Source organism: Candidatus Trichorickettsia mobilis (assembly GCF_963422225.1).
GTDB classification, from domain to species: Bacteria; Pseudomonadota; Alphaproteobacteria; order Rickettsiales; family Rickettsiaceae; genus Trichorickettsia; species Trichorickettsia mobilis_B.
Genome location: NZ_OY728607.1, coordinates 986027 through 1001777 on the forward strand (window position 1 = coordinate 986027; position 15751 = coordinate 1001777).

18 protein-coding genes and 1 tRNA gene are annotated in these 15751 nt (G+C 34.7%); 7 read left to right on the forward strand and 12 right to left on the reverse strand.

Features of this window, described 5'->3' with window-relative positions:
* Window positions 1-50: 50 nt before the first annotated feature.
* From R2I74_RS04650 to R2I74_RS04660, 3 genes are read right to left on the reverse strand one after another with little or no spacing between them, the layout of a single operon-like run.
* A complete protein-coding gene (locus R2I74_RS04650; RefSeq protein ID WP_316354193.1) occupies window positions 51-446 on the reverse strand; it encodes a DUF1829 domain-containing protein in 396 nt (131 codons plus the stop codon).
* 41 nt (window positions 447-487) lie between these two features.
* Window positions 488-814 (reverse strand): DUF1828 domain-containing protein, encoded by a 327-nt coding sequence (locus R2I74_RS04655; protein WP_316354194.1) that lies wholly within the window; start codon window positions 812-814, stop codon window positions 488-490.
* Window positions 811-1257, reverse strand: a complete 447-nt coding sequence (locus R2I74_RS04660) for a DUF6978 family protein (protein ID WP_316354195.1) — start codon at window positions 1255-1257, stop codon at window positions 811-813. Before R2I74_RS04660 ends, R2I74_RS04655 begins: the two co-directional genes overlap by 4 nt.
* Before the next feature lie 129 nt (window positions 1258-1386).
* Between R2I74_RS04660 and R2I74_RS04665 the strand changes: the two genes are divergently transcribed.
* Together R2I74_RS04665 and R2I74_RS04670 are read left to right on the forward strand one after the other, a co-directional pair.
* The gene (locus R2I74_RS04665; protein WP_316354196.1) at window positions 1387-1575 is read left to right on the forward strand and encodes a hypothetical protein; all 189 of its coding nucleotides are present in this window, start codon (window positions 1387-1389) and stop codon (window positions 1573-1575) included.
* 26 nt (window positions 1576-1601) lie between these two features.
* Window positions 1602-2726, forward strand: coding sequence for an IS91 family transposase (locus R2I74_RS04670; protein WP_316352999.1), 1125 nt, complete (start codon window positions 1602-1604; stop codon window positions 2724-2726).
* A 210-nt stretch (window positions 2727-2936) separates the two neighbouring features.
* On the opposite strand, the gene R2I74_RS04675 is transcribed toward R2I74_RS04670, so the two are convergent.
* Window positions 2937-3830: a DUF4158 domain-containing protein gene (locus R2I74_RS04675; protein ID WP_316354197.1), complete on the reverse strand. Its 894-nt coding sequence runs from the start codon at window positions 3828-3830 to the stop codon at window positions 2937-2939.
* Between the two features lie 136 nt (window positions 3831-3966).
* On the opposite strand from R2I74_RS04675, the gene R2I74_RS04680 reads away from it, so the two are divergent.
* Together R2I74_RS04680 and crcB are read left to right on the forward strand one after the other, a co-directional pair.
* The gene (locus R2I74_RS04680) at window positions 3967-4617 is read left to right on the forward strand and encodes a recombinase family protein (RefSeq protein ID WP_316353392.1); all 651 of its coding nucleotides are present in this window, start codon (window positions 3967-3969) and stop codon (window positions 4615-4617) included.
* A gap of 69 nt (window positions 4618-4686) precedes the next feature.
* Window positions 4687-5094: a fluoride efflux transporter CrcB gene (gene crcB, locus R2I74_RS04685; RefSeq protein WP_316355296.1), complete on the forward strand. Its 408-nt coding sequence runs from the start codon at window positions 4687-4689 to the stop codon at window positions 5092-5094.
* Between the two features lie 275 nt (window positions 5095-5369).
* Here crcB and bamA read toward each other — a convergent pair whose 3' ends face one another.
* Window positions 5370-7670 (reverse strand): outer membrane protein assembly factor BamA, encoded by a 2301-nt coding sequence (bamA, locus tag R2I74_RS04690; protein WP_316354198.1) that lies wholly within the window; start codon window positions 7668-7670, stop codon window positions 5370-5372.
* A 140-nt stretch (window positions 7671-7810) separates the two neighbouring features.
* A complete protein-coding gene (gene rseP / locus R2I74_RS04695; protein ID WP_316354199.1) occupies window positions 7811-8878 on the reverse strand; it encodes an RIP metalloprotease RseP in 1068 nt (355 codons plus the stop codon).
* A 211-nt stretch (window positions 8879-9089) separates the two neighbouring features.
* Between rseP and nusB the strand changes: the two genes are divergently transcribed.
* The 3 genes from nusB (at window position 9090) to R2I74_RS04710 (ending at window position 10927) form a co-directional block, all read left to right on the forward strand.
* A complete protein-coding gene (gene nusB / locus R2I74_RS04700) occupies window positions 9090-9578 on the forward strand; it encodes a transcription antitermination factor NusB (protein ID WP_316354200.1) in 489 nt (162 codons plus the stop codon).
* Window positions 9578-10261, forward strand: coding sequence for an RlmE family RNA methyltransferase (locus R2I74_RS04705; RefSeq protein ID WP_316354201.1), 684 nt, complete (start codon window positions 9578-9580; stop codon window positions 10259-10261). The genes nusB and R2I74_RS04705 overlap by 1 nt, the downstream gene beginning before the upstream one ends.
* 579 nt (window positions 10262-10840) lie before the next feature.
* Window positions 10841-10927: transfer RNA gene (locus R2I74_RS04710), tRNA-Leu, on the forward strand.
* Window positions 10928-10959: 32 nt separating this feature from the next.
* On the opposite strand, the gene nuoE is transcribed toward R2I74_RS04710, so the two are convergent.
* From nuoE to R2I74_RS04740, 6 genes are all read right to left on the reverse strand, one after another.
* Window positions 10960-11490 (reverse strand): NADH-quinone oxidoreductase subunit NuoE, encoded by a 531-nt coding sequence (gene nuoE, locus R2I74_RS04715; protein ID WP_316354202.1) that lies wholly within the window; start codon window positions 11488-11490, stop codon window positions 10960-10962.
* Window positions 11487-12656, reverse strand: a complete 1170-nt coding sequence (gene nuoD / locus R2I74_RS04720) for an NADH dehydrogenase (quinone) subunit D (RefSeq protein ID WP_316355299.1) — start codon at window positions 12654-12656, stop codon at window positions 11487-11489. The genes nuoE and nuoD overlap by 4 nt, the downstream gene beginning before the upstream one ends.
* A 310-nt stretch (window positions 12657-12966) precedes the next feature.
* On the reverse strand, window positions 12967-13605 hold the full coding sequence (locus R2I74_RS04725; RefSeq protein WP_316354203.1) for an NADH-quinone oxidoreductase subunit C: 639 nt from the start codon (window positions 13603-13605) through the stop codon (window positions 12967-12969).
* An 8-nt stretch (window positions 13606-13613) separates the two neighbouring features.
* Window positions 13614-14123, reverse strand: a complete 510-nt coding sequence (locus R2I74_RS04730; protein WP_394355858.1) for a NuoB/complex I 20 kDa subunit family protein — start codon at window positions 14121-14123, stop codon at window positions 13614-13616.
* 8 nt (window positions 14124-14131) lie between these two features.
* Window positions 14132-14503: an NADH-quinone oxidoreductase subunit A gene (locus R2I74_RS04735; protein ID WP_316355304.1), complete on the reverse strand. Its 372-nt coding sequence runs from the start codon at window positions 14501-14503 to the stop codon at window positions 14132-14134.
* A gap of 320 nt (window positions 14504-14823) precedes the next feature.
* Window positions 14824-15735, reverse strand: a complete 912-nt coding sequence (locus R2I74_RS04740; protein ID WP_316354205.1) for a leucine-rich repeat domain-containing protein — start codon at window positions 15733-15735, stop codon at window positions 14824-14826.
* Window positions 15736-15751: the final 16 nt, after the last annotated feature.

Here is a 15751-nt window from a genome sequence, read left to right on the forward strand (position 1 = left end):
TCTACTTTTTTGAGTATTATTTAAGTTAATAGAATCCCAGGTTCTATTAACTATGCCACTAAGTCATTCTTAAAATCATCTCTTTTACTCCATGGTACAGGAATAATCTGATAATTTTTTAAAGCATCCTGAAAATTTTCAGAAATAGGTTTTTCACTATCATTTATAAACGTATATGCCTTGGCATCAGGCGCACGAACTTCTCTGGTATCAAACCAATCTCCCATAATACTGGTCGCTTTATTTTTATTGGGAGTATTCACTACCTGAATCATACGTTCAGGGGCATATTTTGATTTTGGAATAAGAAAATCAAAGTGCCTAAGATAACCAGATTGACCTAAAAATGCAACCCTTTCAGAATATCGGATATCATAACTATCCAGCCACATTTGCACATTTTCATAAAATAACGCAACAATATTAGGTCTAGCCAGGTAAAACATATCGTTAACAGCAAGAATTGCTTGAATAAGATTATGTTTATTTAAAGCAAAATTTGGTGATTGGTTTTAACAAACATTTCATTATTATTTTTATGTACACCAAAACCATTAAGAGTTACTTCCAGAAATTTTTGTCGTTTATCAGAATCCAATATACAGCCAGACTGTTCTAAATCATCAATAGTCCAGCTATCATCAGTAAGAATATAACTATCTCCTTCCTGCTTTAGATAAATTTGAATGTAATCGTTATGACAATCAAGATAAGGAGTAGTGATCTCAACCCAATCTTTTAATTCTTTCCAGGCTGTTTTATCTTTTAACCATCTATAGTAATCATTCAAAAGATGTTCTATATTTAAGGTCATGAGAATAACCCTTTGCTAAAATTTGGTACTTCAATAATTTTGCAATATCGCATAAAGTCATGTAAAGTTTGCCAAAAATCATTTATATCCTGAAAAATATTATCTGGAATGGTAAATGCCCACTTATCACCATATCCTTCTCTATATAAGTGTAAATGTGGAATACCTATTTCTTCACCATTAGGATTCCTGTGAGGGCTTCCAAGATCAAGACGTGCGAGTATTATAGCATCTCTAGCTCGATTTTGATATTTCTGCCGCTTAAGATTTATTTTCCCTCTACTAATATCAAGCATAAAATGTTCTCTTTTATCAACAGATATTAAAGGCACTTCTATTTTACCACCAAGATCTGGGAGACCCCAAGGATTGTCATCTATTTTGATTTTTTCCATTTTAAAAAGAGAATCAGCTTCATCTTGAGTAATGTTAAGCTGTGTCATTTTTAGAACTTAATTTTTTTATAGAATACAAGTTATAGTATTTATTATAAAGTTTATATTAATAATAATCGTAAAAAATTTCTCATTAAACTAAGCCTTAAGCTATATGCTCTAGATGAGTTCGCGTAGGTGAACAACTGCTACGCTTTTTTGCTGGTAGTAGCTGTTGTCTACTCTGAGCATATTCCAGTATATCAGCAAGATAAGCCACCTATCGGTGGCAGCTTAGCTTTTTACATCTCTTGCCAACTTCTGTTATCAAAGGTAATATGCAAGTCATTACAAATAATCAGAGTAAAAGATGGAAATAATCGGTAAAGGAATCTCTATAAAACATATTTTTCTTGATCGGGGTAATTGGCGTCGATTTCACTGAAAAATATAGCGAGCTGAGGTATGGTATTATCTTTAACGTTACTAAAGTTATATTGTGCGGAACGAAATATTTAGGATTTAAGAGTTATAGCTGCCCTACATGTGATCACGGTAAATCAGTAGTATTTAGTTGTAAAGGTAGATTTTGTTCTCGTTGCGGTAAGAAGCAAACAGATCAATGGATAAGTAAAGCTACCAATGTTCTACCAAAGACACGTTGGCAGCACATTACATTTACAATGCCCGACTCATTATGGCCAATATTTTGGCTTAATCGCAATCTGTTTGGATTAATTTCTGCTGTTGCCGCCGGAATTATTAAGGAAATAGCAACAAAGAAAAAGATTGTAGTCGCTATATTTACTGCCCTGCACACCTTCGGTAGAGATTTAAAACGTAATGTTCATATCCATTTATCGGTTACTTGCGGCGGTATAGATAGCAAGGGTAATTGGCGTAAATTATTTTTCCCTGCCGAGCCTATTAAAAAAATGTGGAGACATAGAATTCTTGAGTTATTTCGCTCAGAATACGCCTCAAGTAATTTGAAATTACCGTCGAAATATCAAAATGATGGCGATTTTAACAACTGGATGATCGGCCTATATGAAATCAGTTGGTATGTTTATTTGCAAAAACCATCAGACGATCATAAACGCAACATAAACTATTTAGGGCGATATATAAAACGACCTCCTATTTCTGAGGCAAGAATAGAGGAATATGATGGACTGCAAGTAACGTTTAGATTTCTTGACCACTACAATAACACGATTGATCACGTCACAATGCCTGTACTGCAGTTTATATCTAGCCTGATTATGCACATACCCGATCGTTATTTTCGAATAATAAGGTACTACGGCTTTTTATCTAACAGAACTAGAGGAATACAACTACCTATTGTATATAAGGCGATAAACCAAATTATACCTAAGAAAATCAAGTCATTGAACTGGAGATTAATGATTTGGTTAAACTTTAAAAAAGATCCGTTATCTTGTCCAAACTGTAATCAATTTATGAGCCTGAGACAGGTTTATTACGGTTTATCTCCACCCTTGTTATTAGTGAAGATCAATGAATTATTGTGAACGCCTCGGTGATATTCATATGGTGAACCGTTGCTTCACGCCACGTTAATATAATTTTAAAAAATTGGCCTATTTTGAGATAGATTTTAAGAGAAGATTTTTATACAAGTGTCAATAATTTCTAATATCACAATTTAACAACCAAATTTTTAAAGAAAATTTTAAAATTTTCAAAAAAATATTTTTGGTAAAATTTTTGAAATTCCTATACTATAAATTATTGATGATTTCTTTGTATCTCTGATTAATGTAACATAGCAAACATAGTTTTATAAGAGGCCTGCTAAGTTTTTCTAATCTGTAAATATTGTATTCATCTGCAATACCAGCATAGTACCTAATGCATTTAGGTGATATTTCAAGTTTATCTATTAGCTGTTTAGATAGTTTATAATATTCTGAATACGTAAGAGACTTAGCACATTCTGCTTTGAGCTCTAAATATTTAAAATTCTTTGGTTCTATCTTGAGTATTGATAAATTTACTGTAGAACCTGATTGAGTCATATTTGACAAAAAGGTCTCAAAGGCTTGAGATATATTACTCGTAAGGATATTGTCTATACGTTTAAATTCGATGCTGATTGCTAAACTTATGATGCCCTGTAATATAGTATAACTTGGCAATGTGATTTGTCTTATCTGAATCTGAGACAATAGTTCCCTAAAAATATCTAGATGATTTGCATGAATACGAGCTAAAAGTAGAGCTTGTTCTACAAGCTCTTTGTGTGCCTTATCGTTGAAATCTCTAAAATTTAGTAAAGCAAGAATCTTCTTATTAGTTTCCTCTTTTTTTGCCTTCAGCAATATACTTTTGTGTTTATTTTGGATAGTAAAATACTGAGTCAATACATAATCTAAGTCTTGTTGGACATCTTCGTAATTAAAAGAAAATAACCGACCTTTGGCTTTAAAATAGCCAAGTTGTAATATTGCATAAACTTTAGAAGAAATATCAGGAATTTTTTCAACAAACTGTCTCTCTTTCTTATTTAAAGTAAAGAAAACAATCTTTTCTTCTAATGTAAATTTTGGCAAAGAATAAAGATCATTGATTTCAGCTTCGCTTAAAATTTTGATACGTTTATAACCTGTAACCATAAAATTATAACTTTTTGTATAGGATAAATCGACCGTTAAGAGAATGCTGTTTTGTAGGTGCGTTATATGTTATATAGTATATATACTATGTATAGTTTTCTTCTAATACTAGAGTTAAAACTTAACGGGCTAAAAAATGACCAAAATTATTGCTTATATTCGTACCTCAACAGATAAACAGGAATTAAATAATCAAAAACTTGCAATATTGGAATATGCACAAAAAAATAATTTAAAAATAAATGAGTTTGTTGAGATTCAAATGTCTTCTAGAAAAACTCCTAAACAGAGGAGAATCGAAGACGTCTTAGAAAGACTCTCTAGTTCTGATATGTTGATTGTAACAGAGCTTAGTAGACTTGGTAGAAGTACTCCTGAAGTTATAGAACTGGTCAATGCGCTAGTTGCAAGAAATGTCAGGGTGGTAATACTTAAACAAAACCTTGATATCAGCAAGCAGGATATGAATTCCAAAGTTACAATTACCTTGTTTGCATTATTTTCGGATCTTGAACGCGATCTGATTAGCTTACGTACCAAAGATGCCCTTGCACTCAAAAAGTCTCAAGGACAAATACTAGGTAAGCCAATTGGAACTCTACAAAAAAGTAAGTTTGACAAAGATGCCAGCAAAATTATAGAACTCTTAAAACTTGGACTTTCAATAAGAAAAATAGCAAAATTCTTTGGTTACAAGAATCATATCTCACTCAACACTTATATTAACAAAAGACATTTAAAAGACGGAACTTTAAATGATCAGAGCGGGGGCTTGAAAACAGCCTGAAACTCTATATCTCAAAGGGTGTAGAGAGTAGTTGGTTTATCGGCGGGGATTTGTGCTTAGAACCCCATAATAACGGAGTACTTATTAGTTGGATTAGGAGGGGCGTTAGGGGCTATATGTCGGTTTGCCGTCAGTAGAGCGTTGCCTGAAGTTGTCTTTGTGCATTTTCCGCTGCAAATCTTTTTAATCAATATAGTCGGTTGTTTGATGATGGGATGTGTAGCCGAATTATTAGAAAAGTTGTTAGAATTATACTTAACAGCTCAAGCTTCTACCATCAGGCTATTCTTGGCCACTGGTTTTCTCGGAGGGTTTACTACTTTTTCTTCTTTTACATTAGAATTCGGAAATTTGCTGGCTAAAAACTTAGATTTATTAGCAATATTGTACGTGATACTTAGCGTCTGTACTGCAATATTAGGTTTTTTTATTGGTAGTAAAATCACTCATTTATTAATTTCATACCTATTTCCCTAAATTTACAATAAGCGTTCATGGTTTTTAGAAAAAGCCGTCATTGCGAGATTTTGTTAAAAATCGAAGCAATCCAGTCTTTTATAAAAGTTACGCCTCCTCCATTACTCGAGCTAATTTCTGGGATCACTTTGGGTCTAACGGCTCCTTGTGATAACGCCTTGTGTGTGGAATAGTTCAACTAAAAACTCGTGAACGCTCACAATTTATAGCTTTTCCAGTTGAATTATGCAGCAAATAGCGTCTCAGATGACGCATGTAGCATCAACCACCATATATTAAAAATGTGTTGAGAATTTTATATGGAAATGTTGTTTATCATCATACAGTTTTTTTCTTATCGGTATTGCCCAATCTATCCTAATTGGTGCGATTCTAGTAATCCATATTATCCCAAAGCCAGCAGAGGCGCGCATTGATTTATCATTATAAAATTCATCACGTCTATATTGACTTCTTGGATTTAGTTTAACTCCCCAAACACTACCTATATCAGAAAACACTGCACCAGTAACATTAAACTCTTCCGGTAATCCAAGGGGAAAATTGAGTTCTGTGGTAAGACTATAGTATTGTTGTCCACCAAGACCTTCTTTAGTTTTTTTATCTCTAGGACCAACTCCACCGAAAGCAAAACCCCTTAAAGTATAATCACCTAAATTAAAACGATCGGAAATTCGCACCGTTTTACCGCCAATACCTCTAATATCGCCTGCACTACCAGCTAATTTAAGAGTTAACTTATTATTATTAAAAGATTTAAAATATTTTCCATCTAGCTCATGCTTTAAATATTTGTTATTACCACCAACACCGGCATATTCTTGAGAACCACTAATGATATAACCATTCTTAGGAATAATTCTACTGTCGGTCTGATCATATGTTAAAGTTTGACCAATGGCAGAGGTAGTAAATTTACCCATCTGTTCAGTAAGAAATCGTGAACTTGAAGCTTCGGGGGCATTTAACTTATCTTGTTTAATCAAGTAATCAATATCATGAGTTAAATCCTCGGTGATATCATAACCAAGGGATGTTTTTAACCCTACAGATTTCAAGGTATAATTTTGTTCTACCTGACCAAAACCTCCACTACGACCACTATGATTTTTAAATACATTACCACTTAGCGATAAATCACGATCAAGAAAATGAGGTTCCGTTAACCCACCATAATAGCTAGTGCTTCTTTTGCCCCCCTGGATACCGGCTGTCAGGTATTTGCCTGTGCCTACCAAGTTACGTTCTATAAATGATAAACGTCCAAAAGCTCCACCAGCAGTATTATAACCAACATCAAAACCAATAGATGCTGTAGATTTTTCTTCTACTTGCAGATTAAGGTCATATTTATCTTTTTTTCTGGTTGGAGTAATCTGAGTATGTATTTTCTCAAAATAGTCAAGGTTACGCAAGTTTTGCTCTCCTTTTTCAAGATAAGAGCGATTGAACAGATCACCTTCAGCAATCCGGAATTCACGCCTGATGATTTTATCCTGGGTTTTTAGGTTACCCTCAATATTAATTTGTCCAATAAATATCCGATCTGCTTTATCAATTATAAATTTGACATGAGTGATCCCTAGTTCTTTATTGCTTATATCCGGATATACAGTTATTTGCGGATACCCACGGCTAGCCAAATGAGCAGTAATTTTTTCAGCTATTTTATCAAGAGCTTTCATGTTAAAGATTTGACCGGTTTTGACATTGATCAATTTTGATAGTTGATTGGTATCAACATCTGCAAGTTTATTATCAATGCTAATTTCACCAAAATTATATTTTTCTCCTTCCTCTATAGAGTAGGTGATAGTAAAATGTTCTTTTGTTTTTGATAATTCGGCTACTGCTGAGATCACCCTGAAATCTGCAAATCCAACTGATTGATAGAATTCTCTAAGTAATTCCTTATCATATTCTATTCGATCAGGGTCATAAGTGTCATTAGTTTCCAAGAAACGAAACCACCGTGATTCCTTAGTTAAAACTATAGTACGTAGTTCACCGTCACGATAATTCTCGTTGCCAACAAAATAAATATGTCTGATGCCAGTTTTTGGACCTTCAGCTATATCAAATAATACTTTAACTCGTTCATTTTCCTGAGGTATAATTTTTGGTTCTATGATTACTGAAAAACGCCCTGATCTTTTATAAAGTTCCTTAATTCTTTCTACATCAGTTTGAATACTGGCTTTACTTAATGATTCGCCAGCTTGTGTAAGTAATTCTCTGGATAGGACATTGTTTTTAATTTTTGAATTTCCTTTAAAATCTACTTTACTGACAAAAGGCGGTTCAGTTACGGTAACCATCAGCGTACCGTTGATAAACTTAATATTTATATCTTCAAACAACTCGGTGGAGTATAGGCTTCTGATGGCTTCGTTTTGCTTCACTAAGTTATATTCATCACCAATTTTAAAGCCTAGGTAATTTTGAATAGTAGATTGCTCTATCCGCTTATTTCCGACAATAGTAATATGATTAATATGATCGCCAGCTGCAAAAGATGAGACGCCATAAAGTATAGTGGTCGTAAGAATTACAATTTTTATTTGGGCTTTAATCATATTTAATACCAGATTTTATAGAAAGCGTTCAATATTGCTGTATCAATTTATCGTGTTGGTTATCCTGAGCGACAAGTTCGGGATGACCTTGTCGCTCAGGATAACCAACACGATAAATTGATACAAGTCTTTGCACACTCTCAAAATATTAGACTTTTTATATCATTTGAGACAGAAATTACAATAAGAAAAGTAATAATTATCATTCCTGTCTTTAATAAAATATTTTGTATTAGCTGACTTGTAGGCTGCCTGGTGATAGCTTCACATAGTATTATTACTAAATGTCCGCCATCTAATATAGGTATAGGCAATAAATTAATTAGCCCCAGGTTAATTGACAGCATTGCCACAAATAATATAAAATCCAATATACCTGCCGATAGTGATTTACCTGATTCCTGCGCAATGGTTAATGGGCCGGAGATTTCGTCAATTGATCTTTTGCCAACAATAATTTGTCCCAACGCTTTAAGTGTAAGTAAAGATATATCTACCACATCCTGCATAGCTTGATAACTACTTACTAAAACATTCATTTTAATATAAGTTGGATCCTGTTTGCTGGTAATACCAATATAACCAATTTTTATTCTACTATTAGCGTCGGTTGAGTTGGTTTTTGGAGTAACCATCAATGTTAGCTGTTGGTCATCTCGTTCAATTAACAAAGGAATCTGTTGATTAGCATTGATCATGATAATCTTCTGCAACTTGCTAAAATCACTGATACTGTTACCATCTGCTTCGACAATTTTATCTCCTGCTAATAGTCCGCCTGTAGCGGCAGGGGAATCCTGAATCACTGTATCTATTATTGCAGGTATTTGTGGCTTGCCAAAATATAAGTAGAAACAGCTGAGGATTAAGATAGCCAACAGATAATTTGCCATAGGTCCTGCAACAACTATCAGGAATTTTATATACCAAGGCTTATGGTAAAATGAAAAATCTGGTGCTGCTGATGTAACTTTAGCAGTACTGGTAATATCACGATCACCATACATCTTGACAAAGCCGCCTAATGGTATTGCGCAGATTTTCCATCTAACGCCATTTGTATCTATTTTAACAAATAACTCTTTACCAAATCCGATTGAAAATTCTTCGATTTTAACGCCAAATGTTTTCGCTATATAATAATGACCAAATTCATGGACAAATACCAATAATCCCATTGCTAATATAAATCCAGTAATTGTAAGCATAAATTATATTTTATGTATCTATTTGCGTTGCCAGGAATTATTTAATATTCTATATTACTGAAGTATTACACAATCTCCTCAAGTGTCATGCTGAATTTATGCATCTCAGTTAGGTTCTGACGAGATCCTGAAACTTTGTTTGTATAATGAGACCTCGTCACTTTTCTTCACAGAATCTAGCATCAACAATTTGTTTATATTTTAATTTATAATGACTATACATAAAATTAATACAAAAACCATAGCTAGAATAGCTGCCATACAGACATTTTATCAATATCAATTGGATAACGACCATGATATTGATTTATTAATGAATAAAACTATTGGTTTTTATCAAGATAAGGAATTTCTTTTAGATTTAGATTTAAGTGCAGATAATCGCATTAAAATTAAACCAAGTGTCACTTATTTACGAGAACTGGTTAAATTAACGTCGGAGAATATTTCTGTAATTGACCAAGTAATAATTGATCATTTAACCGACAATAATACAATGGCTAATTTATCAATATTATTATTGGCATTGCTGCGTATTGCTGTTTGTGAGTTAAAATATTTTCCTGAGATACCACGTAAAGTTATAATTAATGAATATACCGACATCGCTAGTGATATGATCACTGAACACGAAGTTGGGTTTGTCAATTCTATGTTAGATAATATAGCTAAGGACATTAAAATAGTTCAAGAGGGATAATGCTACTCGATCGTAATAAATCAGTGAAACTAAAATCAGCTAGAACTCGTAAAGCTTCTTCGAATCAATGGTTACAACGCCAATTAAATGACCCTTATGTAGCGAAAGCAAAGGTTGAGGGATATAAATCAAGAGCAGCATATAAGCTATTAGAAATTCACCATAAATTTAAACTATTTAAACCAGATGCTAAGATAGTTGATCTTGGAGCTGCCCCTGGCAGTTGGAGTCAAGTGGCGGCACGAGTATCTAGGTCAACAAAGATAAATCCAAAGTGTAATAATATAGTAGCAGTAGATTTATTGCCGATGGAAACAATTCCAGGAGTACTATTTATCCAAAAAGATTTTCTTGATGCTGATACTCCAGCAATAATTATAGATAATTTACCTGATGGTGCTGATGTGGTTATAAGCGATATGGCTGCAAATACTACTGGGCATAATGCTACTGATTATGTACGTACTTTGTATTTATGTGAATGTGCGTTGGATTTTGCTTTAACTATATTAAATCCAGGCGGACATTTTATATCTAAAGTATTTCGTGGTGGAACAGAGCATGAATTATTGCATAAAGTAAAACAGAATTTTAAGATAGTTAAACATTTTAAACCAGCTGCTAGTAGAAAGGAATCCAGAGAATATTATCTTGTAGCATTAAATCGTAAAACTAACTTTTGACTTTTATCATTGAATTCTGTAAAACAATTAAGTATAAAACGCCATATTTATGCGTTAAGTTGGATAGACGAAGTTAAACTTTGAGAAGAGCTAGGAGTTCTGAAGTCGAGGAGCGCAGCGTATACTATATACGTGAGCACCGCAGATCTTCAAGAACGACAACGCCAAAGTTTATGCGTTAAGTTGTTGGATAGACGAAGTTAAACTTTGAGAAGAGCTAGGAGTTCTGAAGTCGAGGAGCGCAGCGTATACTATATAGGTGAGCAGCACCGCAGATCTTCAAGAACGACAACGCCAAAGTTTATGCGTTAAGTTGTTGGATAGACGAAGTTAAACTTTGAGAAGAGCTAGGAGTTCTGAAGTCGAGGAGCGCAGCGTATACTATATAGGTGAGCAGCACCGCAGATCTTCAAGAACGACAACGCCAAAGTTTATGCGTTAAGTTGTTGGATAGACGAAGTTAAACTTTGAGAAGTGCTAGGAGTTCTGAAGTCGAGGAGCGCAGCGTATACTATATACGTGAGCACCGCAGATCTTCAAGAACGACAACGCCAATTCTCAAAGTTTAACGAGTATATCGCCCCTGTGGTGAAATTGGTAGACACGGCAGACTCAAAATCTGCAGCTTTTATTAGTGTGCTGGTTCAAGTCCGGCCAGGGGCACCATTATTGTTTTTTTGGTTCAGCGCCAGTTCTACCTATTTGTGAGCCATGACAAACTGATTCACCAGCTTTAAGCTTTTGAGTAATTCAGCCATGAGTTCAGGGGTTAAATCCTCAAAATAATCATCATTGATCTGAACTATCGGAGCATTCACGCAAGCGCCCAAACACTCCACCTCAACCAGACTAAATTGTTTATCTGGAGTGACCTCTCCCAAGTGAATCCCTAGTTCATTATGACAAACTTTAGTAATTTCATCGCTACCACGTAACCAGCATGGAGTGGTGCCACATATTTGTATATGGTGTTTGCCTACTGGTTTTAAATTAAACATAGTATAGAATGTAGCAACTTCATACACCCTGATAAAAGGTAGATCTAAGAATTTTGCGACATATTCTATAGCTATCTGTGGCAACCATCCACCAATCTGAGATTGTGCTAAATTTAACAAGGGTAATACCGCGCTTCGTTGCTTACCATCCGGGTAATGGCTGATAATCTCTTGTGCTTTTTGTAAATTATCTTTATTAAAACTAAATTCTAAAATTTCGTTTGGGGTCATCTATCAACCTCGCCAAATACTATATCAAGACTAGAAATAATAGTGACGACATCAGCCATCATGTGTCCTTGTGTCATAAAATTTATTCCTTGTAAATGTGCAAAACCTGGAGCTTTAATTCGGCATCTATAAGGTTTATTTGAGCCATCAGCATATAGATATACGCCAAATTCTCCTTTTGGTGCTTCAACTACTCCATATGACTCTCCATTAGGTACATTATAGCCTTCAGTATATAGTTTGAAATGGTGAATTAACGCTTCCATAGACTCTTTCATATCTTTTCTTGAAGGAGGAGCAATCTTACCATTGCTGGTTTTAATTGCTCCCTCAGGTATTTGATCAATACACTGCCTGATAATTCGTAAAGATTGATACATTTCTTCAACCCTGATTAAATATCGATCGTAACAATCACCATTTTTACCAACAGGTACATCAAAATCCATTTCTGCATATACATCATATGGATTAGATTTACGCAAGTCCCAAGCTATACCTGATCCACGCAACATCGGTCCAGAAAAGCCCCAATCCATTGCCTGTTTCTGACTAACAACCCCAATATCAACAAGTCGCTGTTTCCAGATACGGTTATTATTTAACAATGCTTCAACATCTTTTAATTTGTCTGGAAATTGTTGCAACCAAGTTTCTATATCTGCTAATAACCCTTCGGGTAAGTCTTGTGCTACTCCTCCTGGTCTAAAGTAATTGGAATGCATCCTAGAACCAGAAACACGCTCATAAAATTCCATTATTTTTTCACGTTCTTCAAATAGCCATAACATTGGCGTAGTGGCACCAACATCAAAAGCTTGAGCGGTGATGTTCATAATGTGATTTAAAATACGAGTTAATTCCGAAAACATAACTCTGATAAATTGTGCACGCCTTGGTACTTCACAAGCTAGTAATTTTTCTACCGCTAGTGCAAAAGCATGTTCCTGACACATAGGTGATACATAGTCCAACCGATCAAAATACGGAATAGCTTGCATATAGGTTTTATGTTCTATTAATTTTTCTGTACCTCGATGTAATAACCCGATATGAGGATCAGCTTTATTAATAACCTCGCCATCAAGTTCTAAAATTAACCTTAACACTCCATGGGCGGCTGGATGTTGCGGACCAAAATTTAAGGTCATATGTTTTAAGGTAATGTCATTTGCCATATTTATTGCTCAATCGTGGTTTTTAGACTTGTACTTTGGAGAGTGTTTGCTGAACTTTGTAATTAAAAATAAAGCCTGTCATTGCGGGGCGTTGTTGAAGCAATCCAGTAAAACATGTAGTGCATTCCTGGATTGCTTCGATTATAAATAGTCTTGCAATGACGTGGAGGAGTGGCTCACAAAGATGGTTCATATCGTCTCTTTTCCTTAAACTTAACGCATATGAAATCGAAAAGTGCTAGAAAGATCGAAGTTTGCGGAGCGCAACGTAGTTTAACTTACGTGAGCACCGCGATCTTTAGATACGGCGACGCAATTTTTGATTTTCATCGAGTATACCTGCTTTTTCATCTCCTGGCAGCGGATAATCCATTCCTCCCCCCCATGGGCTACAAAAATCAAACATCCTAAATTCTTGCTCAAGCTCTACTGGCTCATAAATCACTCGCTCCAATGATTGATCATATCTAACTTGTAAATGCCCAGTTACGGGAAAATCTTTTCTTAATGGATGGCCAACAAAACCATAATCAGTAAGGATACGCCGCATATCTGGATTATCAATAAAATTCACGCCGAACATATCGTATATTTCACGCTCATACCAGGTGGCAGCGCTAAATATCTGGGCAATCGATGACACAGGTTCATCTTCTGCACATTCTAGTTTTAGTAAAAGTCTGGTATTTAATTTAAGACTAAGTAAATTATAGACTAGCTCAAATCTTTGATTACGACTGGGAAAATCAGCAGCAAATAAGTCGGTTAGAATGGTAAAACGTAGCTCTTCTGATGTTTTCAAGAATAATAACAGGGTTGACAACTGTTCTTTTTTAATTTTATAAGCAATAAAATCTTTTATATCCAGATTTATTACCTGTAGTTGTTTAGTTGCAATAAAATTATCAATAATTTTTAATAGTGTTTGTTGTGGCATAGCTAAAACTATCCTTTAAATCTGGTAGTACGTCTAATTTTTTTTTGTAATTGTAACACCCCATACAATAAAGCTTCAGCAGTTGGCGGACAACCAGGTACATATACGTCCACCGGCACTACTCGATCACATCCACGCACCACAGAATATGAATAATGGTAGTAACCACCACCATTAGCGCAACTACCCATGGAGATCACCCATTTTGGATCAGCCATCTGATCATATACTCGACGTAATGCTGGTGCCATTTTGTTGGTTAAGGTACCAGCGACAATCATTAAATCAGACTGTCGTGGACTTGGCCTGAATAACATACCAAAACGATCTATGTCATAACGGCTGGTTGCTGTTTGCATCATTTCTACCGCACAGCAAGCCAAACCAAAGCTCATCGGCCACAGTGAATTAGATTGTGCCCAGGCCATTAATTCATCTACTTTACTTAAAACAAATCCCCTATTAGATAATTCATCGTTAAACAACAGATCCTGATCTTGCAGGAGGTCACTATGTATATCTTTATTCACCAGTCTAATGCTCCTTGTTTCCATTCATAGATAAAACCTATAGTCAATACCAATAAAAAGAACATCATTGAGAAGAAGCCAAATTTACCAATAGTACCTAAGCTAATAGCCCATGGTACCAGAAAAGTAACTTCAAGATCAAAAATAATAAATAAGATCGCTACCAGATAAAATCTGATATCAAATTGTCCACGAGCATCACCAAATGCATCAAAGCCGCATTCATATTCCTTCAATTTATCTTTATTTGGTTTTTGTTGTGCCAGTATTACTGGCAACATTATTACTACCAAGGATAAAAATACCGCAACACCAAAAAATATGGCGATAGGCAAATATTGTTGCAAAAAATCCGAAGACTGCAATATATGATGCGTTGTCATACTATCTTTCTACTCTTTTCTCTCACGCTAAAATTGATACAGTTTGTTAATTTATACATCGAACTGTATCAATTAAACAAGATCCGTCATTGCGAGGTCACGTATAGTGACCGAAGCAATCCAGTTAGTCGTTCACTTCTTGGATTGCTTTGACTTCGTCTCGTAATGACGATGTGTATCGTCTCTTTTCTTTACTTGAAGCGTATAATTTGTTGAACACTCTAACTTGGAATACACTTAAATTATATTAATTGACGATGAAATTAGCAATGGAAAACAATGTTTATCCAAAACGAAATTATAAATCAACTCTCATCAGTATGATATACTCCTCCTATGATAGCAACATGATGTCCATTATTATGTAAATTACTTAAGTCAATAAGTTGCTCAGGTAAGCAAATTTGAGTAAACTGTCCTACAACATGATCACCGATAAAATTAGACCCCAAATTAAGTATGCTTATATTGGTATGTGGAAGGCAGCCAGCTATCTCCTTTGCTCCATGATCACCAATATAACATTCCTTTAACGAAAGTATCTTTATATTGGTTCCAGGCAATTCTTGTGCTAAAAATATTGCTCCCAAGTCACCTATAGTATTCTTATCTAATGAAAGTCCAATTATATCAGTGTCAGGTAAAATCCTTGCTAACTCATTCACTCCAGCATCAGTTATATCATTACTCCCCAGGTCAATTATTTCTACATTGCTATTTGGCAATATATCACCTATAATTTCTGCTCCTTCATCTTTTATGTGGTTATGTCCCAGAAACAAAGCCTTTATTGGAGTCTCTGGTAATAGGTCAGCCAAGATTTGTGCTCCTTCTGCTTTTATATAATTATACCTTAAATCTAACAATTGTAACTGGCTATGTACCAGCCCGTTAGCTAATATCTTTAATGAATTATCATCAAAATTAGCAGCATTGATGTGCAGCTCTTGAATCTCAGTAGCTGCTACGGTTGTAAAAAATGTGGATAATGCTTGTATAGCTGCCATACTCATCTTGCTTTCTGAAAAACAGAGTTTGGTTACCTCGTAGTCTTCATCATGAGTAAGCGTTGTAGTGAACAATTCCATTCTATTGACATTTAAGTCATGATTAGTAACAGAAAACGTTCCAGTATAAAATGCATTTAGTAGTGAATTAGATATAGGATTAAGGGAATGCTTCATAAAAAATAACCATATTATTATATGCGCTAACATATATTATTATACAATT